Raw genomic sequence first — 20,020 nt, forward strand, 5'->3', positions numbered from 1 at the left:
AAATCAGTCAGACAGCCAGCGCAAAAATGTATCGCGCGTAATGTCCTCCACTTCGTCATTGATGCCGAGTAACCGGCGCTGTGAATACTGAACCTCCGGCCCTCTTCGGCTGACACGGTCACGCAGACCGTAATGATGAACGCGGGCAATACGCTGCACCCTGCGCTCAAATTCGACACTGGCAGAGTCCGGGCTGGCTACGGCTTTCAGGTATTTTGTGGTGCGGAGTCTGGCAAACATCTGCCGACGTATGCGGCCAGTTTTAGTGCGTGCCGTTACCCGTCGTGGTTCGTATGCCGTGCCGTCCGGGTTTCGCTGCATTCTGATATTTTTCTGCTGGCTGCGGCGCAGCTGCTGCGCCAGCTCCCGCATCATGCGCTTACGTGCAGCAGGCTCCAGCCCCGCCAGCAGCGCATCTAACCAGGCTTCAACTTCCTGCAGCTCAGCCACGGCGCACCGCCCACATTTCTTCCGGTTCGTCCGGTTCCGGCACCGCTTCGACACTGGACACGTCACCCTCAGCACTGACGATCACGCGCTCTGTCAGCTGCAGGTTCAGGCTGATATCGCAGATATCATTGCGCAAGATATCGACCTCAAACGTAAACAGCTTTTCACGCAGTTCCGGGTTATGGATAGCATCGGGCTGATTCTCCATCAGCCAGGCCAGCATGGGAGCCATCAGTAATCCCTGATCGCCGCTGAAATCCACGACCACCACGTTAAGGGTATAGCGATACTCCCAGGACAACGACGCTGCGCCGGTCGCCACCACCGATCCGTTATCCACGAATAAATGCAGTTTGTCCGGGTTGTCCCGGACATACGCCACGGCTTTATTCAGGGCGAGGCGTAGGGACTGAGGTTTGTTCACTGTTTCGCTCCTGGCAGGAAATTATCGTGTCCACCTTGTCAGCACAGACTGACCAGGCCGCCTCAGCGTCATCCAGCGCAGCCAGCAAATCGCCGTTAGTGCTGGCCGCTGACTTTTCCAGGCGGCACTGCGTCACCCTGGGACAACCATTCACGGTAAGCTGCACCTCCGGCGAGGGCCGGTCTTTCGCGCATCCTGATAATGTCAGGAGGCAAAGGAGTACCAGCCCAGCGGCGCAAATCCTCGTTTTCACGTTTTAGCTCCTCAATCCGGCGCTGGCGGCTTCGCAGCAGTGCGTTTGTGCTTTCTGCCGCCGCGTAAAGCCGCGCCTGTTCCCGGTTGTTGGTTTCTGACAGGATGGACAGGGCGATCAGCTGGCTGTTCGTTTTTGCCAGTTTGTCGCCCTTCACTTTCAGGTCGTTGCCTTGCTTATCGATGGTGCGACTGGCCTCATTCAGTCGCCATGACTGCCAGCCCAGCGCCGCCAGTACGAGCGCAAGAATTACCGCCAGCGCGCGCGTCATGCCGTCACCGGCTGCGCATCAACAACCTGTGCACGCAGAACCTTAAGCGCGACCAGCGTCAGCAGATAAAATACCAGGGTGACAACGTGGCCCGTAAAGGCGAGAAAAATCACAAGCAGTGAACGCCTGGCCCATCTGATCACCTGGTTTCCTGGCGTACTGAAAAAGCGGGTCAGCGCCTGCGTTGCCTCTTCCCGATGAATGCCACCCGCATACCACCCAGCCAGGCAAAGCAGCACCGCCACCCAGACCAACAAACAGGCTACCCAGGTCAATCCAGTGACCAGCGCCGAGGCCATGCCGTTTGGGACAAAGAGACTTAAAATCATCAGCGCTGCGTACAGCACCGAAAGCAACCCACTGATAAATTTCTTTTTCATTTCGTTATGCTCCTTTTAAGCACCAGGCCAGCTCACGCCCACGGCGGTTATCCAGCCCCTGATTAAATATGCCTTTGACATATACCCAGCGCGGCAGCTGATAGCAGGCATCGCGCCAGCGCTTCTGATTGATAAACTTCACCATGGTTGAGCTGCAGGCGTTGCCCGTGCCGACGTTGAACGCCAGCGACACCAGGGCGTCATAAACGTACTGCGGCACGTTCACCAGGACACACCGCGCCAGCGCGGTTTCTACCCGTAATACGTTGGTGATGAAGTTCCCCGCCGCCTGCCGCTCTGTGATGGTCTTCCCCGGTACCACGCCCGAGGTATTACCGATGCCATCGGTCCACACGCCAGCGTCGCACTGGTACGGCTGCAGGCGGCACCCCTCGTAATCGGCAATCAGCTTCAGCCCGTCCACTGAGGTGTGGAGCTGCTGGAAATTGGGCAGCGTGGCAGCGATGGCCAGCACTGCACCCACCAGGCAGCGCTTAACGATTGAAGGATTCATATTCCCCCCGGGTTATCTTCCCGCCGCGTAGCAGCTGATAGGTTTTGTGTTTGTAGTACCAGTTGATCGCCAGCATCAGCAGACCAATCAGCACACCGCCCACCGTAGAGGCATCTTTCAGCGATAAGTCGCCCAACATCGCCAGCAGCACAGCGATGCAATACGTAATAAAGGCGCTGATCCGTTCAAGCGTCATCATTCAGTCCCATAACTGGACGGTCTGCACCGTGGTAGTGGTTGCAATATCCGGCAGCTCCACCTGCAGCCCGTGAGGTAAAAAAGGGCCATGCTCAGCCAGCCCCGGATTTGCCTGCAGTACCTGCTCCGTGACGCCCTGCGTGCGCCCGTAATGACGCCAGCAAAGCGCATCCACCGTGTCACCCTGGTACGCACGCACTTTCATCAGATCAGCTCCACCGTACAGTGGGGTGCATCCTGCACCCGGCTGATTGCCCAGCGGGCATCACGCCACAGATCGCCGCTGGCCTCCGCCAGCTCATCGCCTCGTTTGACGCCGGATGCCGTGGCGTCATAGTCCTGGTAACGCTCATTTACCTGCGCACGTGCCCAGCAATACACGGCGTTGTGGTAGTGGTGGATGCGCTCGCTTTTGCCGTCCAGCACTTCCGCCGGTACGTCTGCCAGGGTCTGGAACCCCAGCAACTGCTGGCGCTTGCGGTATTCGTACAGTTCCGCGTTGACCTCCGACATAGCAGACCGGATAAGCTGCCCGAGACGCGGCGACGTCACCGTGCCATCCGTTCGCATCACGCTGCGAAACTCCGACAAATCCACATCGGGCCAGAATGGGGTGTTTTTGATGACCTCCGCCTGTTCCGGCGCCTGTTCTGGCGCAACAAATCTCATGCGGGTTTTCTCCTGAAAAGGTGGGCGGTGAACGGGATTTTGATAAGGCGCTGCCTGTCGCCATCCCGTGCCGCCCGTGCGCGGGGCACGTTCCGTTAGTGGCTGTTACGCAAATGGCGCTCCAGCCGCTCTTTGTCTTTTTTCACACCGCAGCGGGGATCGAGCTGCAGCGCAAACGTGTAGTGGTTCAGGGCTGCGGCGGGGCGGGACTCGCTGATCACGGCGGCGATGGCTTTATGCAGTCGGGCGCGGGACTGGTCCGGCATATCCAGCGCATCCGTCAGCGAAAGTGCCTGCAGCAGCACGTCAGCAGGGAATTCAGCTTTCATTCGCTGCGCGGCTTCCGCCTGGTCTGCCAGCTCTTCCACGACAACGGTCTGCACGTTGCGGCGGCCCAGCGCCTGCGGCATCACCCAGCCATGCTTAAGCGCGTGCGCGGCAATCTGCAGGCCGCCGGCAAAATCACCGGCATCGATACGCCAGAGCATGAGAAACATCAGCACGTCATCCTGCTGCGCTCCACCGGCTGCCAGAACACCATCCGCCCAGGCGGTATATTTGGGTAACAGCTCCACCTTGATTTGTGCCTTTTTCACGGTGGACTGCACCCCCTTGAGGCGGCGGCGGTCCTCCGCCAGCTGCAGCAGCATCAGGTCATACCCCGACGCATGGCGAACACTGCCGCCCTGACGGGCGGCCTGTTCAGCCTGAACGCGCAGGCGGTGCTGCCGTGCGGGACTCAGGCTCATGCGTTACTCCCCTGCTCCGGCGCTGAAGTCGCCGATGGTGATGTTTTCCACCAGTGCCACGCAGCGGTAATCCTCCACCACATACGCCTCATTGACGGATTCGAAGTTTTCGATGCGATCGCGTTTCGGGTTATCAATGACCGAACGGCGGCGGGTATCTTCCTGCCAGTAGATGGACAGGTTATCCAGACGGGTGATCAGCACGGCGTTAGCCGGGAATGACGGGGCGCGGACGGCCTGCAGGCCACCCATGCGTTTCTGGCTAATAATCAGATCAGCGGCCAGCGCCTCCGTGTTTGCCTGCTCCTTATTGACCAGCGGGAAATACTTGTCAGACAGCAGCTCACGGCCACAGATCACAACCAATTCCGCATCATCCTGGAAAATCGGATCAATCAGCTCATTGACGGCATCCATCACCAGTGCATCCAGGTTGGCATATTTACCGCCCTTGCCTACCTTCACCGGGTCTGCAGTAGTGGTGCCATCTTCAGCCGTGGTGCTGCCCATCACGCAATCTGCCGCATCTTCGCGGACCTTCTGCAGCCAGCCTTTGTTAACATCCTGCAGCAGCGGGTTATCGGTACGCTTTGAGGTTTTGGCACGCTTCACACCGTTAAACCCGATCATGATGCGGTCCAGCGCCTGGCGCTTGACGATGGCGTTACGGATGCGCACCTGGAAATCCTGGAATTTCGCCCACAGATCAAGTTTTGCGTAGGTCAGCACCGTATCAAAGTTGGTCTGCTCGCACTTGTACTCAACATCAACCATGACCGTCGGATCGGTTGGTTCGCGCTCCTTCGTGGTCGTGTCAGTCGTCCCGGCAATGGTGCTGCCGACGCCCAGCCCCAGCAGTTGGCCTGATTGCTCAGTCACCCCAATGATGTTAATCATGGTCAGGAATGCGGCGGACTGCTGGATCTGGTCTTCCAGTGTCTGCTGCACCGATGGTTCCACGGTGAACTTGCTGGACAGCTCCTCAACTTCTACGCCATTCAGGCGCGCCAGCTGCTGCAGGTAGGCGTTAAAGGCAAAACGTGTTTTCTTTTTCATTGGTTCTTATGCTCCATCAGCAATTGGTCAGGGTGCCTGCCGGCGCGTTACCGCCCGGCGCGCGCTGGCGATAATCTTTGCGGCTGTCTTCCTGTTGCAGTTGCTGCTCCAGTTCCGCAAAGGCGGTCTGCTGCTCCTGAAGGGAGGTTTCCAGCGCAGCAAGGCGCTTACCCTGCGCGGACAGGGATTGATCGGTGCGTTCGCTCAGGCTCTGCTGCTCGGTGGCGACCAGCTCAACAGCACGATGCACATCAGAAAAACGCGCATCATCGGTTTGCTCTTTTTTGGTAAACATCGCGGTAACGCGGGCAAAGAGGGAGGGTTTTTCGCCCTGGACCTCTTCCCACTCGATCAGCGTTTCTTCTGCGGCGGTAAAGAGGTTTTCCGGGCTTTGTTTGCGCCCTGCCAGCGGGTTGCTTTTGGCGCTGGCGCTAAACTGCAACATTTCTGTACCCAGGCTTGCCGGGTCGTCAGTCGCTGCCAGACCAACCAGGTACGCTTTGCCGGTATCAGCAAAACTGGTATTGACCTCCATCGAGGTGAACAGCTTTTGCAGCTTGCGGGTATACGCCACCAGATCATCTGACGGGGTGATCCACGCATACAGGGCCATTTTCCCTTTCAGCGGGCCATCCGCAATTTCTTCAGCCTCCAGCTTATCCACGGTCCCGAAACGGCGGAATGGACTGTCCGGGGTGTAGCCCTTGATATGTTCCAGATTAATCAGCGCCGTATAGACCTGCGGGTTATAACTGGCCGCCATCTGCTCCAGCCAGGCGCGCTCAATGGTGCGCCCGTCGGTTGTTGCCCCTTCCACACCAATGCGGAAGCGTTTTGCTTTAACTGCCATTTGAGCGACTCCATCAAATAACTCAGTGAGGCCTTATGGTTGCTGTGATGGAGGGAGTGAAACAACGCGCAGACCTTGTGCGGTAAACCACACAAAAGCCAGCCGGGGAAAGGCTCAGGGCAAGCCCGTATGTTTGTCCCATGGAAACGATGACCCCCGCAGACCTCGATCCCCGTCGGCAGGCACTACTGCTGTATTTTCAGGGATACCGCATAGCCCGCATTGCAGAAATGCTGGGCGAGAAAGCCGCAACCGTTCACAGCTGGAAAAAGCGCGACAAATGGGGCAGCTACGGTCCGCTTGACCAGATGCAGCTCACTACGGCCGCACGGTACTGCCAGCTGATCATGAAGGAGCAAAAAGAAGGGAAGGACTTTAAGGAGATTGACCTGCTGGCGCGCCAGTCCGAGCGCCACGCCCGCATCGGGAAATTTAACAACGGCGGCAACGAGGCCGATTTAAACCCGAACGTGGAAAACCGCAACCGCGGCCCCCGCAAACCCCCTGAAAAAAACCTGTTCAGCGACGAACAGATCGAAAAGCTGGAAGAGGTTTTCCACAGCTCGATGTTCGATTATCAGCGCCACTGGTGGGAGGCAGGAAAAACAAACCGAATCCGTAATCTGCTTAAATCTCGCCAGATCGGGGCGACGTTTTACTTTGCCCGTGAGGCTCTGATCGATGCGCTGATTACCGGACGTAACCAAATTTTCCTGTCAGCAAGTAAAGCTCAGGCGCACGTGTTTAAGCAGTACATCATTGAGTTTGCCAAAGAAGTAGACGTTGAGCTTAAAGGCGATCCGATGGTCCTACCGAACGGTGCCACGCTCTATTTTCTGGGGACCAATGCCCGCACCGCGCAGAGCTACCATGGCAATCTGTACCTTGATGAATATTTCTGGATACCGAAATTCCAGGAGTTGCGCAAAGTCGCCTCCGGTATGGCGCTGCACAAAAAGTGGCGGCAAACCTATTTCTCCACCCCGTCCAGCCTGACGCACAGCGCCTACCCCTTCTGGTCTGGTGCGCTGTATAACCGTGGTCGCTCAAAATCGGACCGTGTGGATATCGACCTGACCCACTCGGCGCTGGCGGCTGGCCTGCTTTGTGCTGATGGTCAGTTCAGGCAGATCGTGACGGTAGAAGATGCCGTGCGCGGGGGCTGTAACCTGTTCGACCTCGACCAGCTGCGACTGGAATACAGCCCGGACGAATACCAGAACCTGCTGATGTGCGAGTTTATTGATGATCTCGCGTCCGTGTTCCCGCTTTCCGACCTGCAGGCCTGCATGGTGGACAGCTGGGAGGTCTGGGAAGATTTTCATGCACTGGCTCTGCGTCCGTTTGGCTGGGGCGAGGTATGGATCGGATATGACCCGGCGAAAGGCACGCAGAACGGTGACAGCGCCGGGTGCGTCGTTATCGCCCCGCCTGCCGTTCCCGGCGGTAAGTTCCGCATACTGGAGCGCCACCAGTGGCGGGGAATGGACTTCCGCGCCCAGGCAGAAGCCATCCGCCAGCTCACACTGCAATACAACGTGACCTATATCGGCATTGACTCTACCGGCGTCGGTCACGGCGTCTATGAAAACGTCAAAGGCTTTTTCCCTGCCGTCCGGGAGTTTGTCTATAACCCCAACGTCAAAAACGCCCTTGTGCTCAAGGCATACGACATCATCAGTCACCGCCGCATTGAGTTTGACGCCGGTCATACCGACATTGCGCAGTCATTCATGGCTATCCGCCGGGCCACCACCGCCAGCGGCAACCGCCCCACCTACGAAGCCAGCCGCAGCGAAGAAGCCAGCCATGCAGATTTGGCCTGGGCGACCATGCACGCATTGTTTAACGAACCGCTGCAGGGCGAGGCAGCAAACACCAGTAACATCGTGGAGATTTTTTAATGACTGAGAACACCGTACAGGACGTCATGCCGCCTGACGTACAAAACAATGATTCAGCATCTACCCAGGCGTTCAGCTTTGGCGATCCCATTCCTGTACTGGACCGCCGCGAACTTCTGGATTATGTGGAATGCGTACAGATGGATCGCTGGTACGAACCGCCGGTAAGCTTTGACGGATTGTCCCGCACCTACCGCGCCGCCGTGCATCACAGCTCGCCGATCGCTGTTAAGCGTGACATTCTCAGTAGTACCTACATCCCGCACCGCCTGCTTAGCCAGCAGGCTTTTACCCGTTTTGTTCAGGATTACCTGGTGTTTGGTAATGCCTACCTGGAAAAGCGCACTAACCGGCTCGGTGGCGTGCTGTCACTGGAGCCTACCCTGGCGAAATACACGCGGCGCGGAGTTGACCTCGATACATACTGGTTCGTGCAATACGGCATGACCACTCAGCCGTATGAGTTCACCGAAGGCAGCATTTTTCACCTTCTGGAACCTGACATTAACCAGGAAGTCTACGGGCTTCCTGGTTATCTTTCTGCCATCCCGTCAACCCTGCTGAATGAGTCCGCAACGCTGTTCCGCCGGAAGTATTATCTCAACGGCAGCCACGCAGGATTTATCATGTACATGACCGACGCGGCGCAGAACCAGGAGGACGTGAACAACATCCGCCATGCGATGAAAAGCGCCAAAGGACCGGGGAACTTCCGCAACCTGTTTATGTACTCGCCCAACGGAAAAAAGGACGGCATCCAGATCATCCCACTGTCAGAAGTAGCGGCAAAGGATGAGTTTCTGAATATCAAAAACGTCAGTCGGGATGACATGATGGCCGCGCACCGCGTACCGCCGCAGATGATGGGCATCATCCCCAACAACACAGGCGGATTCGGTGACGTGGAAAAGGCCAGCCGCGTCTTTGTCCGCAACGAACTGATGCCACTGCAGAAGCGATTGCAGGAGCTGAATAAGTGGTTGGGTGAAGAGGTGATCCAGTTCGAATCTTACACGCTGGATATTAGCTAATAGAAAAAAGGCGCCCGATTGGAGCGCCTTTTTATATCTGAATGATATTTAGCAAACTGCACATACACCATCAAATCCAGCAGACTGAGACTTCTTTGTTGCAACTTCGTTGCTACGACGCTGGATCACTTTCGCTATGCTTTTCAAGATTGACGGTGATGCGTTACGAATTTTAATCTGGCTAAGCACCCTAGTAACACCAAATTTAACAACTAGGACCCCGAATATTTCATCTGAGTAAGACTCAGAGATCGAGTAAACGCCGCTTAAATCCAGATCAACTGCATTCCCGTCTTTGATAAGCACTTCAATCTGATGCCGCTGGGGGATAGCCTGATTGCGCGAAGCCAGGTCACCCTCGGGTAACTTGTATGCGATTTTGTTCATTACTCTCCTCCTAACGCCCGCATGATTTCCATAAGCTGAGGGTCATTTTCTTCGTTATCTTTATCAACTGCCAGTTCATGAATCTTAAAACGACAAGAAATAGCCACTCCAGGCCAATCATTACGTAACTGAGTGTAGGTTACTTCGTCACCAATTGCCTCTAAGCATACATTTCCTGTAGCCAGTTGCAATTCTCCGTTATAAGTTTTAACCAATTTCATCAAGTGATCTAATCCAAGACCTTGATGATTATTGTCTTTTTCTTTTACCTTAACACCTGCGCCGAACAAGTTCCCTCCCATAAAGTCCCCGGGTACTTGTTGAGCCCAATCATCTTGCAAATCGGCATGTTTTGAGGAGTTTCCCTCCTGTATACACCATGCAATCGCGTCCTGATGCGTTTCAATACCGGGAATACCAGCACGCCGTAACTCTCGCAAGAAGCCTAAACCACAGTCTGCCAGGGAGAACTCTAGATAATGTTCCCTTCTTTGCGTATACGGAACAGCAGAACGTTGGGCAAATGAAAAACCTGACGATTTGCCATGCGACCATACGTTGTCATGCAACTCGCCAATGACATGCGTCAGGTCAGTTAGCCCCTTTGGGTACTCTCCCGGAGCTCGATCAGGAAAAGTTAACTGTCTTACACAGTTATTGATGCTGCTCGTAGCGATATCAACCGCTTCAACATTAGTAAGTGCAGTGACTAAGCTATAATGCCTACCTACATTAAGCCTTTCCTGTTGATATCGGTCTACCCCCCAGAGAGCTCCGTGCATATTGATTGCACTCATGTAGTCACGACCAGGCAAAGAGCAGTTTTCTTCCGTAATTCGATAATGATTAACATAAGCTGCCAGCACAGTTATAAATCCCGGATGGCAGTGGTTGTTAGGTAAAAGTAGCTGGTTAGTGTCTTTGTTATGAAACGCTGCTGTATGTAAAATACCGTCTTTTAATCCTAACCCCATTGACTGAGCCTTTTTTGTTCATTTTTGCTCATCATATAACTTCCCCCTTGCTAGAGCAAAACCAACACGGCTCTTGAGGGTACATAAGTCGCACCATCCCTATTGCGAGTGGTAGCGCGCGCTCGTATCCCCGCCACGCCTGCCCGCTTTGTGTAGCGGTTTTCATGCACCTGCATGAGAGACGAAAAAGCCCGCCATTCCTGGCGGGCCTAAGCTAAAACGATCGTCGAACTACCATGCGGATTCATGCAGCATGGACATGCACACTACTGACATTCAACCAGCAGGTAGACCAACGGCCTAGTTTTAGTGCCATTTTTTTTGGCTACAAAAGCATTGAGCTTTTTAGCCTTAGCACTGGCTTTTACTATTTTGCAATGGACTTTGTTTACGTATCCCAATCTTCCTGCTGCATGCATAACCGCAACAGCATCGTTATCATGCGGGTTATCTGGTTCAGCAACAAATTCCACAGGATCACCAACTTGAACCAACGAGAGGTCCAGCCCCTCCTGGTAACGAGTACCTGCCACCTCTAAGAGTAATTCACAGCTACGCTCAAAAACCGACGAATCGTTAATGAGACTAAATCCATCTGCTGGAGACTTTGCCCCCGTATAGCCCAGTAAGGCAAAGTCAGAACCAGGAAAATCAGCAGGTAACAAGTGTTGAGCCAGATACTCAGTAAAATCCTTACGTTTTCTTGGAGGCAAACGGCGTAAAAATGGTTCAAGCACGTTATTAGTGTGAACTTGTGGCTTGAACTGAAATGCCGGGTGCCCTTGAAACCCTTTTTCGATAGCTGTATCGAAATCAGCAGTCCCGAAGTTGTACGTGAAGGTGTATTGATCACCTTCATTTCGATCAATATGCCCTACGACATAACGAGAACCACCACCTGCAGGCTGCCAAGTAAGCCACAACCGCAATGGCTCGACAATGTGATTGATAGTTCGCATGTTAGTTATTAGTTTTAACCTCGAATGTCGGCGTCGTAACAGTCTAATCACCCACTCGGCCCTAGCTGAAGAAAGCGCCCCTTCTCCTGCATCTATACCTGTAAGCGCGCGTATTCTGCCGCAAAGATCTTCTATATTAAAGCCTAGTCGCTCATTAATAAGTAGCAACGTTGCTGGCTCATGGGTTAAGTCTTGAATTGACTGCAAATGTCCAAGCCTGACCTTAGTGTCCGTTCTTGTACATCTGAGATGATGGCTTCCTTTCTGGATGTAGAGTTATGTTCATTTGTGGTGTATGGGGATCCGAAGAGGGTGGCGTATCCTGCTGATTGATTTCTTCCCGGATTTCAACAACAGAGAGATGATACGCCATGACCAAGTCTACCCTACAGGTGTTGCCTGAGCTACTTGAGGCCACCGACCCACTCCATGATTTACTTCGAACCGGCGCACAGCAGTTGATCGCCAGTGCCGTTGAAGCAGAACTGGCAGTTATGCTCGCCCGGTTTGCCGGGCGCCGACTCGATGATGGCCGCCAGGCGGTGGTGCGTAACGGTTTTCTACCTGAGCGACGCATTCAGACCGGTATCGGCGATGTCAGCGTCAAAGTCCCAAAGGTCAGGGATCGCAGTGGCAACGGCATACGCTTCAACAGTGCCTTGTTACCGCCCTACCTGAAGCGGGCTAAATCCGTAGACGAGTTGCTACCCTGGCTGTACCTTCGTGGGATTTCTACCGGCGATTTCCACGAAGCCCTGTCGGCTCTGCTCGGCGAAGGGGCTTCCGGCCTCTCGGCCAGCACCATCAGTCGTCTTAAGGCTCAGTGGCTGGATGAGCACCATATCTGGGCACAACGCGACCTGAGCGATACGCGGTATGCCTATCTTTGGGCTGATGGTATTTACAGCAACGTACGGCAGGACGATCGGCTGTGCCTGCTGGTTGTCATCGGGGTCACGGAACACGGTCGTAAGGAGCTGATTGCTGTTGAAGATGGTTACAGGGAGTCGGAGGCGAGTTGGTACGAGCTCCTGAGCGGGCTGCGCACACGTGGCCTGACGATATCACCGAAGCTGGCAACCGGTGATGGCGCAATGGGCTTCTGGAATGCACTGTCGAAAGTGTTTCCTGACACCCGGCACCAACGCTGTCTGGTACATAAAACCGCTAACATACTGACCTCGTTGCCGAAGTCGGTGCAGCCGAAGATAAAAAGTGAATTGAGGGATATTTGGCTGGCAGAGAACCGTGTGTCAGCAGACACGGCGCTGGATGCGATGCTGGTGAAGTATGGCGACAAATATCCGGCAGCGATGAAGAAGCTGACGAAGGATCGAGAAGATCTGCTCGCCTTCTACGATTTCCCGGCGGCACACTGGGCGTCAATAAGGACGACTAACCCCATCGAATCGGCATTTGCGACAGTTCGGTTACGCAGCAAACGAGCTAAGAACTGTGGCTCGAGAGCGACGACGTTGGCGATGGTATTCAAGTTGCTCCAGTCAGCGCAGAAAAACTGGAATCGACTTAAGGGATTCGAGCTGTTGACTTTGGTGGTCAACAACGTGCCGTTTAAAGACGGCGAACAGGTGGAAGATGAAGCATCAGATCGGAGCGTCGCCTGATGTCTTCGTACACCAGATTTGACAATAACTCCATCATCAAACAATGCCGCCTCACGCAGGGTAAAACCGCCGACCTCCGGGGGCATTATCATTTCCGCTTCGATAATATTTTTTACGTCCCCGGCCTCTTTCAGGCCATTCAGCGTGGTGCGAAAAAGTTCATTCACGAGACCTGACTGACCGGAGTCAGGCAGACGCAGCACGCCATTGCCATCACCTACGGCCATCCGCGTGATGCCGACCTTTTCTCCGCTCACAACTGCGGCGGCAATCCGCTGAAGTCCGGCAGTGGTTACCAGCGAAATATATTTTTTCTCACTCACGCCGCCACCTCATTTTTACAAGAACAGAAGACACTGACTCAACCCGCGACAGCGGTCTGGTCTGTTCTTTCACCTGTACCAGCGTGGGTTTTCCGGGTGTCGCGCGCCTGCTCTCCCTGAGCTGCGGTATCTGACTGCATATCACCGTCCACATTCATTTTTTCCAGTTCTACCCTGGCTTCATGTAACAATACTGAGTTCATCTCACCGTCACGCGCCATGATTTCGTAATGCGCGTTCAGCAGTTGTTCTCTGGTGGAATACAGTTCAATTTCAAGCTCAAGCTCGCGTTTCGTTTTCATCATCAGTCCTTATTGTAAAGAGATATCAGGAAGGATTCGGCTTCCGCTGCCAGCGCTTCGCTGTCGGAATACGTAAACAGCTCCTCGCGGGTCAGTGAGACCGTGCTGTCAGTGCTCAGCGTCAGGCTGAACGCCACGACGGCCAGCTTTGCAGTCTCGTCCATCACGCCGACGGAATTGACAGAAATAATCAGCTCAGTGGAAAACGTCGAGGTGTTCACCACACCCAGCGCGGGGTATTCAATGTGACGCTCAAGCGTACGGGAAACAGAAAATGACATATCGGCCTCGCATTAAACCGGTAAATAACGGGTCATCGGATACCAGTAGGTACCGTCAGAAAAAAAAACCATCGTATTAAGCGCCGGCACCTGGAACGTACCTGCGCCTTTTTCAAAACTGCCAATCAACGTCAGCGCGACATCGGCCGAGAAATTACGGACAAAGAAAACCTTACCGTGGCTCTGCGGGGGCATGGTTATCGCTGAACTATCTGCTGTCGGACTGGCCGCAGTGATGCAGCTGTAAGACGAGGCAACAGCCCCCATATCCGTGGTTGTAAATGACCACTTCATGCGCTGCCAGCGCCCGGAAGCATCCATACCCGTGATGAAGTTGTTTTCGGCATCCTGGTACTGGAATGCGTATGAGCTGGAATCCTTGATAATCAACCCAAACACGTTCCCCCAAAGATATGCACCACGCGTGCCGCCGGAGGCATAGAAGTTATAAGCACTTCCGCCGGTGCTGGCGAAGCCGAACGTGGACTCACTGTAGCTACGGAACCCGCAGTAATATTTTCCCCGCGCCTGAAACCCGTTCAGGATGCGGTCAATAACACACAGTGCGCCGGTGCAGTACATGAAGCCAGAACCATGGGTATCAATATCCCGGGAGATGTCTCACTCATTCTTATTAACGAGAATAACTTTATGTGGGATATCGTTTCACCGCAGATCACGATGGTTACACAGTCACCGTTGCTGATTGGCATGCATGCGGCGAACACTATTTTTAACCGTCTTCAGAGTAACAACACGGCACCTGTAACAACAACGCTTCTGAAACCTGAATTACTTGTCCGGGAGTCCACCCGGGCCATTTGATTTTTTTTTAACCAAAAATGAAACGTTTCATTTTTTGGGGCTCACCCAGAATAAGGCTTAAATAATGAAAAGTTCAGTCGTTCTTACATTAGATATCGGGACTACTTCCAGTAAGTTGGTGCTTATCGATAAGTTCGGGCATGAGTTGTTTTCTGATAAAGCGTCTTACCCTCTTTATTTCCCGTCACCGGGCCACGTGGAACAGAACCCCCGGGAGATCTGGAAAAATATCTGTGAAATGCTGATGCGCTTATCCAGCGAGGCGGGGCAGACATACTGTATTGAAGCCATTGCTATTAGCTCACAAATCAGTGCGCACTTCCTCGTGGATAATGACGGTGAGCCTCTCACGAATGTCATTTCATGGATGGACAGCAGAGCAAGCCAGGAAGCGAAAGAGCTGATTGAAACCTTCTCCAGAGAAGAGCTCCACGACGAACTTGGCATGGATATGCTGATTGGCCCTGCCTTTATTGCGCCAAAACTGAAATGGCTGGCCAGAAATGAACCGGATCTGTTATCCCGTGCCCGCCATCTCGTGCAGCTGAAAGAGTATGCGATCTGGCAACTGACAGGCGAGTGGCGTTCTGACCTCACCAGCCTTAAAGGCATTGTTAACCAGCGCACACAGCGCCCTTCTACCCGGCTACTCCGCTGGGCCGGAGTGCCTGACCATCTCATCCCCCCTTATGATCAGCCCTGGGTCATTGCCGGCAAACTGAGTTCATCTCCGGCCGCTAACCTCAATCTCCTGGCAGGTATCCCCGTGATTCTGGGCTGGAACGATCCGGTTTCCTGACCTCTATTCCATTTCTGGCGGCCTTTGCCGGTGTGCTGCTCGGCGGGACATTCTCGGACTGGCTTATCAAACGGGGGCATAGTATCACCCTTGCAAGGAAGCTCCCGATAATTCTGGGGCTGCTGCTGTCTACCTCCATTGTCGGCGCCAATTTTACCGATAATACCACTTTCATTGTCTGCTTTATGACGCTCGCATTTTTTGGTAATGGATTCTCCTCTATCACCTGGACGCTGGTATCGGCAATTGCGCCGATGAAAGCCATCGGTGTGACTGGCGGAACGTTCAACTTTATCGGTAATTTATCTTCCATCGTTATTCCGATTGTTATCGGATACCTGGTCAGCGGTGGCAATTTTGCCCCGGCCCTTATTTTTGTCTCTGGCGTGGCGCTAATTGGTGCGCTTTCTTACATTTTCGTGGTGGGTAAAGTCGAAAGGATCAGTTTCTGACGGATGGCGGTCGGGCTTGCCCGACCGTAAGCCGGTATTTCGAGGTTTCCCGGTTTAACGACATCAAATGCGGCATCCACGGGATACCGGCAGGGCCTACCAGAAGAGCCGGTCATTTTTCCGCCGTCTGTCGAAGGAAATGATGAATTCGCCGAAACGGAATCTACAAACGCAAAAAACCAGCCATAGGCTGGGTTCTTTAAATAGTGGTGCCCGGACCCGGACTAACGCCGCAGGCGTTGAACGGCGCGCCTGTCGCGCCGGCCCCGAAGGGGTGAGCCGCTGGCGGCGAATAATCGAACGTAGTTCGATGGAGAGTCCGGCTGCAGAAAAGCAAAAAACCAGCCCGTAGGCTGGTTCTTCTAATTAGTGGTGCCCGGACTCGGACTAACGCCGAAGGCGTTGAACGGCGCGCCTGTCGCGCCGGCCCCGAAGGGGTGAGCCGCTGGCGGCGAATAATCGAACGTAGTTCGATGGAGAGTCCGGCCGCAGAAAAGCAAAAAACCAGCCCGTAGGCTGGTTCTTCTAAATAGTGGTGCCCGGACTCGGACTAACGCCGAAGGCGTTGAACGGCGCACCTGTCGCGTCGGCCCCGAAGGGGTGAGCCGCTGGCGGCGAATAATCGAACGTAGTTCGATGGAGAGTCCGGCTGCAGAAAAGCAAAAAACCAGCCCGTAGGCTGGTTCTTCTAAATAGTGGTGCCCGGACTCGGACTAACGCCGAAGGCGTTGAACGGCGCACCTGTCGCGTCGGCCCCGAAGGGGTGAGCCGCTGGCGGCGAATAATCGAACGTAGTTCGATGGAGAGTCCGGCTGCAGAAAAGCAAAAAACCAGCCCGTAGGCTGGTTCTTCTAATTAGTGGTGCCCGGACTCGGAATCGAACCAAGGACACGGGGATTTTCAATCCCCTGCTCTACCGACTGAGCTATCCGGGCAACGGGGCGCATTAAAACCGATTCACCTCGCTGCGTCAACGAAATTTCATCAAATCAACGCAGGATGGACAATCTATCACCACATTGCATTAAAAGCACGCAGCTTCAGGCGAAAAAGAGGCTCCAGGCTGCCGATAGCGGCATGGCCAGCACCAGCGCCGGCAGCATATTGACCACCGCAAACATTTTGATACCGCAGATGCGCAGCCCGGTCGCCAGCAGCAGCATTCCGCCAACGGCGCTGAAATCGGCCATCATCATCGGGGTCGTCAAGGGCATAATTAACGCGGCGCAGGCCGCCAGGCTGAGCTGAATAGCCAGCATCGGAACGCTTATCGCCGCGACGGCAATGCCAAGAGAACAGGCAAAAATGGTGGCGGTGAAAAAGTCGAGGAACGCTTTGGCGATAAGAATACTGGCATCGCCGGTCATGCCTTCGCGCATCGCGCCGAAGACCCCGGTTCCGCTGGCGCAGAACAGGACGATAATCGCGACGTAGCTCTGAACAAAAGAGTCATGGGCGGCGACCCGCTGCTTGCCCTTCGGCGAAAATATCTGCTGCAGCCTGCCGACCAGCGCGTTGGTGCCTTTCTCCATATTACACACTTCGCCCAGCAGGGCGCCCAACAGGGTGGCGAGCACCATCACCGGCAGGTTGGCGCATTTAACCACTAATAGAATACCAATGCCCAAGGAGGCGAGACCAAAAATAGAAGTCATCGATGTGCGGATGCGCTCCGGCAATCTCTGGCTTAACAGTGCGCCAACGATGCCGCCTGCCAGCACCGCGCCGGCGTTAATAAAAGGCCCTGTAACCACAGCGTGCTCCCGTTAATTATCCTAATAAGTGCATTATTATGAACCTGCCACGGCGTAAAGGCTCGTGGAACAGTGATGTAACTGCATATGTAATTCATCTTGCCTGGGTATGGCAAAGGTGACATTATTGCGCGAATTTTCTTCTCTTCAACTATGAGGCCGCCGGGATGACCACATCGCCAACGCATTGCCGCCGCGCGCGGATGCGTAAGCCGCCTCATCTTGCTACTCTTAGTCTCGATCCTCTTCCCCTCATGCGGTGAAGGCAGCGTATGCTCACTGCAGGACAACAGTAAAAGCGGACCCGGTCTGCTTTTACTGATGTCGGGCGGTCGGAGCTGGAATCCAGTCGGACCCTGACATTTCGTTGGACAAGGCGTGAACGCCCTGTCTGAGGCCTTTTACTCTCCGGAAACGGGTATTCGCGCTAATGAAATCAATGCACATTGCCGCCAGCTGCGAGCTGGTCCCCCATCTTTCCACCCACCGTCGCGTGGTGGCGCTGGACAGTACCGATTTTACCGATGTGGCGGCAGTCGTCATTACCGCGGCGGACAGCCGCAGCGGCATCCTCTCCCTGCTTAAGCGTAGCGGGTTTAATCTACCGGTTTATCTGCTCAGCGAAAGCGAAGTGGCAAAGCCGGACGGCGTCGCGGCGGTGATCGCCGGCAAAGAGCAGGAGTGGCTGGAGCTGGAAGCGGCCGCCTGCCGCTATGAAGATAACCTGCTGCCGCCGTTCTTTAACACCCTGACCCAGTACGTCGAGATGGACAACAGCACCTTTGCCTGTCCGGGACATCAGCACGGGGAGTTTTTTAAAAAACATCCGGCGGGCCGCCAGTTCTTTGACTTCTTTGGCGAGAACCTCTTCCGGGCCGACATGTGCAATGCCGACGTTAAGCTGGGCGACCTGCTGATTCACGAAGGCTCCGCCAAACATGCGCAGAAGTTCGCGGCGAAGGTGTTCCACGCCGACAAGACCTATTTCGTCCTTAACGGCACCTCGGCGGCGAATAAGGTGGTCTGCAACGCGCTGCTCACCCGCGCCGACCTGGTGCTGTTTGACCGTAACAACCACAAATCCAACCACCACGGGGCGCTGATTCAGGCCGGGGCCACGCCGGTCTACCTGGAGGCCTCGCGCAACCCGTTCGGCTTTATCGGCGGCATCGATGAGCACTGCTTTGACGAAGGCTACCTGCGCAACCTGATTCGCGAAGCGGCGCCGGAGAAGGCCGATGCGCCGCGGCCGTTCCGCCTGGCGGTGATTCAGCTTGGCACCTACGACGGCACCGTCTACAACGCCCGTCAGGTGGTGGATAAAATTGGCAGCCTGTGCGACTACATCCTGTTTGATTCCGCGTGGGTCGGCTATGAGCAGTTTATTCCGATGATGGCCGATTGTTCGCCGCTGCTGCTCGATCTGACGCCGGAAGATCCGGGCATTTTCGTCACCCAGTCGGTGCATAAACAGCAGGCCGGTTTCTCGCAAACGTCGCAGATCCACAAAAAGGATAACCACCTGCGTGGCCAGGCGCGATTCTGCCCGCACAAGCGGTTGAATAACGCCTTTATGCTGCACGCGTCAACCAGCCCGTTTTACCCGCTGTTTGCGGCGCTGGACGTGAATGCCAAAATTCATGAAGGCGAAAGCGGCCGTCGGCTGTGGGCTGACTGCGTGGCGCTGGGGATTGAAGCGCGCAAGGCGATCCTCGCCCGCTGCAAAATGATTCAGCCGTTTGTGCCGCCGACGGTGGCCGGGCGCCCGTGGCAGGATCATCCGACCGAAGCCATCGCCCGCGAGCGGCGCTTCTTCAGCTTTGAGCCGGGCGCCAGCTGGCACGGTTTTGAGGGCTATGCGCGCGATCAGTACTTTGTTGACCCCTGCAAGCTGCTGCTGACCACGCCGGGCATCGACGCGCAAAGCGGCGAATATACCGATTTCGGGATCCCGGCGACGATTCTGGCGCACTACCTGCGCGAGAACGGCATTGTGCCCGAGAAGTGCGACCTGAACTCGATTTTGTTCCTGCTGACCCCGGCCGAGAGCGCTGAAAAAATGGCCCAGCTGGTGGCGATGCTGGCGCAGTTTGAACAGCATATTGAAGCCGATAGCCCGCTGGCCGACGTGCTGCCGACCATCTATAACAAGTATCCGGTGCGCTATCGCGATTACACGATCCGCGAGCTGTGCCAGGAGATGCACGATCTGTACGTCAGTTTTGCGGTTAAGGATCTGCAAAAAGAGATGTTCCGTAAGCGGAGCTTCCCGCGGGTGGTGATGAATCCGCAGGACGCGAACCGCGAATTTATCCGCGGCAACGTTGACCTCGTGCGCCTGAGCGAGGCCGAAGGCCGCATTGCGGCGGAGGGGGCGCTGCCGTATCCGCCGGGCGTGCTGTGCGTGGTGCCGGGCGAGGTGTGGGGCGGGGCGGTGCTGCGCTACTTCCTCGCGCTGGAGGAGGGGGTCAATATGCTGCCCGGCTTCTCGCCGGAGCTGCAGGGCGTCTACAGCGAAACGGATCCCGACGGCATCAAGCGGCTGTACGGCAACGTGCTGAAGGCATAAAAAAACGCCCCGGCGCGAGCT

25 protein-coding genes, 1 tRNA gene and 2 pseudogenes are annotated in these 20,020 nt (G+C 55.1%); 7 read left to right on the top strand and 21 right to left on the bottom strand.

All coding sequences use genetic code 11. The features are described from left to right. Window positions 1-3 precede the first annotated feature (3 nt). From ABOC21_RS03175 to ABOC21_RS03230, 12 genes are all read right to left on the bottom strand, one after another. Window positions 4-450, bottom strand: coding sequence for a phage virion morphogenesis protein (locus ABOC21_RS03175; protein WP_101824788.1), 447 nt, complete (start codon window positions 448-450; stop codon window positions 4-6). Continuing rightward, window positions 443-874, bottom strand: coding sequence for a phage tail protein (locus ABOC21_RS03180; RefSeq protein ID WP_426812417.1), 432 nt, complete (start codon window positions 872-874; stop codon window positions 443-445). The genes ABOC21_RS03175 and ABOC21_RS03180 overlap by 8 nt, the downstream gene beginning before the upstream one ends. Then, window positions 837-1,082: an Rz1-like lysis system protein LysC gene (gene lysC, locus ABOC21_RS03185; RefSeq protein ID WP_227633066.1), complete on the bottom strand. Its 246-nt coding sequence runs from the start codon at window positions 1,080-1,082 to the stop codon at window positions 837-839. The genes ABOC21_RS03180 and lysC overlap by 38 nt, the downstream gene beginning before the upstream one ends. Beyond that, window positions 970-1,398, bottom strand: a complete 429-nt coding sequence (gene lysB / locus ABOC21_RS03190; RefSeq protein WP_103814693.1) for an Rz-like lysis system protein LysB — start codon at window positions 1,396-1,398, stop codon at window positions 970-972. The genes lysC and lysB overlap by 113 nt, the downstream gene beginning before the upstream one ends. Further along, complete coding sequence (locus ABOC21_RS03195; protein ID WP_101824780.1) at window positions 1,395-1,778, bottom strand: DNZ54_00345 family protein; 384 nt, start codon at window positions 1,776-1,778, stop codon at window positions 1,395-1,397. The genes lysB and ABOC21_RS03195 overlap by 4 nt, the downstream gene beginning before the upstream one ends. Before the next feature lie 4 nt (window positions 1,779-1,782). Further along, window positions 1,783-2,292: a lysozyme gene (locus ABOC21_RS03200; protein ID WP_049092348.1), complete on the bottom strand. Its 510-nt coding sequence runs from the start codon at window positions 2,290-2,292 to the stop codon at window positions 1,783-1,785. Then, on the bottom strand, window positions 2,273-2,488 hold the full coding sequence (locus tag ABOC21_RS03205) for an HP1 family phage holin (protein WP_049090061.1): 216 nt from the start codon (window positions 2,486-2,488) through the stop codon (window positions 2,273-2,275). Before ABOC21_RS03205 ends, ABOC21_RS03200 begins: the two co-directional genes overlap by 20 nt. A gap of 3 nt (window positions 2,489-2,491) precedes the next feature. Next, on the bottom strand, window positions 2,492-2,695 hold the full coding sequence (locus ABOC21_RS03210) for a tail protein X (protein ID WP_004151001.1): 204 nt from the start codon (window positions 2,693-2,695) through the stop codon (window positions 2,492-2,494). Beyond that, on the bottom strand, window positions 2,695-3,159 hold the full coding sequence (locus ABOC21_RS03215) for a head completion/stabilization protein (protein WP_101824778.1): 465 nt from the start codon (window positions 3,157-3,159) through the stop codon (window positions 2,695-2,697). The genes ABOC21_RS03210 and ABOC21_RS03215 overlap by 1 nt, the downstream gene beginning before the upstream one ends. 95 nt (window positions 3,160-3,254) lie before the next feature. Further along, window positions 3,255-3,908 carry a phage terminase small subunit gene (gene gpM, locus ABOC21_RS03220; RefSeq protein ID WP_101824776.1) on the bottom strand — a complete coding sequence of 218 codons (654 nt, stop codon included), beginning with the start codon at window positions 3,906-3,908 and terminating at the stop codon, window positions 3,255-3,257. A 3-nt stretch (window positions 3,909-3,911) separates the two neighbouring features. Then, complete coding sequence (locus ABOC21_RS03225) at window positions 3,912-4,964, bottom strand: phage major capsid protein, P2 family (protein ID WP_426812418.1); 1,053 nt, start codon at window positions 4,962-4,964, stop codon at window positions 3,912-3,914. 16 nt (window positions 4,965-4,980) lie between these two features. Beyond that, complete coding sequence (locus ABOC21_RS03230; RefSeq protein ID WP_395347198.1) at window positions 4,981-5,814, bottom strand: GPO family capsid scaffolding protein; 834 nt, start codon at window positions 5,812-5,814, stop codon at window positions 4,981-4,983. Between the two features lie 140 nt (window positions 5,815-5,954). Between ABOC21_RS03230 and ABOC21_RS03235 the strand changes: the two genes are divergently transcribed. After that, window positions 5,955-7,718: a terminase ATPase subunit family protein gene (locus ABOC21_RS03235; RefSeq protein ID WP_426812419.1), complete on the top strand. Its 1,764-nt coding sequence runs from the start codon at window positions 5,955-5,957 to the stop codon at window positions 7,716-7,718. Further along, on the top strand, window positions 7,718-8,749 hold the full coding sequence (locus tag ABOC21_RS03240) for a phage portal protein (RefSeq protein WP_426812420.1): 1,032 nt from the start codon (window positions 7,718-7,720) through the stop codon (window positions 8,747-8,749). The genes ABOC21_RS03235 and ABOC21_RS03240 overlap by 1 nt, the downstream gene beginning before the upstream one ends. Window positions 8,750-8,797: 48 nt before the next feature. On the opposite strand, the gene ABOC21_RS03245 is transcribed toward ABOC21_RS03240, so the two are convergent. From ABOC21_RS03245 to ABOC21_RS03255, 3 genes are all read right to left on the bottom strand, one after another. Further along, a complete protein-coding gene (locus ABOC21_RS03245) occupies window positions 8,798-9,136 on the bottom strand; it encodes an STAS-like domain-containing protein (RefSeq protein ID WP_265813463.1) in 339 nt (112 codons plus the stop codon). Further along, the gene (locus ABOC21_RS03250) at window positions 9,136-10,110 is read right to left on the bottom strand and encodes a hypothetical protein (protein WP_151389655.1); all 975 of its coding nucleotides are present in this window, start codon (window positions 10,108-10,110) and stop codon (window positions 9,136-9,138) included. Before ABOC21_RS03250 ends, ABOC21_RS03245 begins: the two co-directional genes overlap by 1 nt. A gap of 266 nt (window positions 10,111-10,376) precedes the next feature. After that, entirely contained in the window at window positions 10,377-11,276 is a 900-nt protein-coding gene (locus ABOC21_RS03255; RefSeq protein WP_426812421.1) for an HIRAN domain-containing protein, read from the bottom strand. 164 nt (window positions 11,277-11,440) lie between these two features. On the opposite strand from ABOC21_RS03255, the gene ABOC21_RS03260 reads away from it, so the two are divergent. Continuing rightward, window positions 11,441-12,694 (top strand): IS256 family transposase, encoded by a 1,254-nt coding sequence (locus ABOC21_RS03260; RefSeq protein ID WP_426812422.1) that lies wholly within the window; start codon window positions 11,441-11,443, stop codon window positions 12,692-12,694. Between the two features lie 44 nt (window positions 12,695-12,738). Here the strand turns inward: ABOC21_RS03260 and ABOC21_RS03265 are convergent. From ABOC21_RS03265 to ABOC21_RS03280, 4 genes and pseudogenes are all read right to left on the bottom strand, one after another. Next, a pseudogene (locus ABOC21_RS03265) lies at window positions 12,739-13,017 on the bottom strand (phage tail protein); the annotation flags it as partial. 38 nt (window positions 13,018-13,055) lie between these two features. Then, complete coding sequence (locus tag ABOC21_RS03270) at window positions 13,056-13,322, bottom strand: hypothetical protein (RefSeq protein ID WP_426812423.1); 267 nt, start codon at window positions 13,320-13,322, stop codon at window positions 13,056-13,058. Then, on the bottom strand, window positions 13,322-13,600 hold the full coding sequence (locus tag ABOC21_RS03275; protein ID WP_426812424.1) for a hypothetical protein: 279 nt from the start codon (window positions 13,598-13,600) through the stop codon (window positions 13,322-13,324). The genes ABOC21_RS03270 and ABOC21_RS03275 overlap by 1 nt, the downstream gene beginning before the upstream one ends. Before the next feature lie 12 nt (window positions 13,601-13,612). Beyond that, window positions 13,613-14,182 carry a hypothetical protein gene (locus ABOC21_RS03280; RefSeq protein ID WP_426812425.1) on the bottom strand — a complete coding sequence of 190 codons (570 nt, stop codon included), beginning with the start codon at window positions 14,180-14,182 and terminating at the stop codon, window positions 13,613-13,615. A 12-nt stretch (window positions 14,183-14,194) separates the two neighbouring features. On the opposite strand from ABOC21_RS03280, the gene ABOC21_RS03285 reads away from it, so the two are divergent. From ABOC21_RS03285 to ABOC21_RS03295, 3 genes and pseudogenes are all read left to right on the top strand, one after another. Beyond that, window positions 14,195-14,425 carry a substrate-binding domain-containing protein gene (locus ABOC21_RS03285; RefSeq protein WP_426812426.1) on the top strand — a complete coding sequence of 77 codons (231 nt, stop codon included), beginning with the start codon at window positions 14,195-14,197 and terminating at the stop codon, window positions 14,423-14,425. Between the two features lie 64 nt (window positions 14,426-14,489). Continuing rightward, the gene (locus ABOC21_RS03290; protein ID WP_426812427.1) at window positions 14,490-15,224 is read left to right on the top strand and encodes an FGGY family carbohydrate kinase; all 735 of its coding nucleotides are present in this window, start codon (window positions 14,490-14,492) and stop codon (window positions 15,222-15,224) included. Further along, window positions 15,209-15,676: pseudogene (locus ABOC21_RS03295) on the top strand (MFS transporter); the annotation flags it as partial. The gene ABOC21_RS03290 and the pseudogene ABOC21_RS03295, both read left to right, overlap by 16 nt. 859 nt (window positions 15,677-16,535) lie before the next feature. On the opposite strand, the gene ABOC21_RS03300 reads toward ABOC21_RS03295, so the two are convergent. Both ABOC21_RS03300 and ABOC21_RS03305 read right to left on the bottom strand, forming a co-directional pair. Continuing rightward, window positions 16,536-16,611, bottom strand: a tRNA-Phe gene (locus ABOC21_RS03300). Between the two features lie 105 nt (window positions 16,612-16,716). Then, window positions 16,717-17,430, bottom strand: coding sequence for a DUF554 domain-containing protein (locus ABOC21_RS03305; RefSeq protein ID WP_426812428.1), 714 nt, complete (start codon window positions 17,428-17,430; stop codon window positions 16,717-16,719). Between the two features lie 430 nt (window positions 17,431-17,860). Here ABOC21_RS03305 and ABOC21_RS03310 point away from each other — a divergent pair, with 430 nt between their 5' ends. After that, window positions 17,861-19,999, top strand: a complete 2,139-nt coding sequence (locus ABOC21_RS03310) for an ornithine decarboxylase (RefSeq protein ID WP_426812429.1) — start codon at window positions 17,861-17,863, stop codon at window positions 19,997-19,999. Window positions 20,000-20,020 lie beyond the last annotated feature (21 nt).

The organism is Klebsiella sp. WOUb02, from assembly GCF_050058015.1.
In the GTDB taxonomy this organism is placed as follows: domain Bacteria; phylum Pseudomonadota; class Gammaproteobacteria; order Enterobacterales; family Enterobacteriaceae; genus Klebsiella.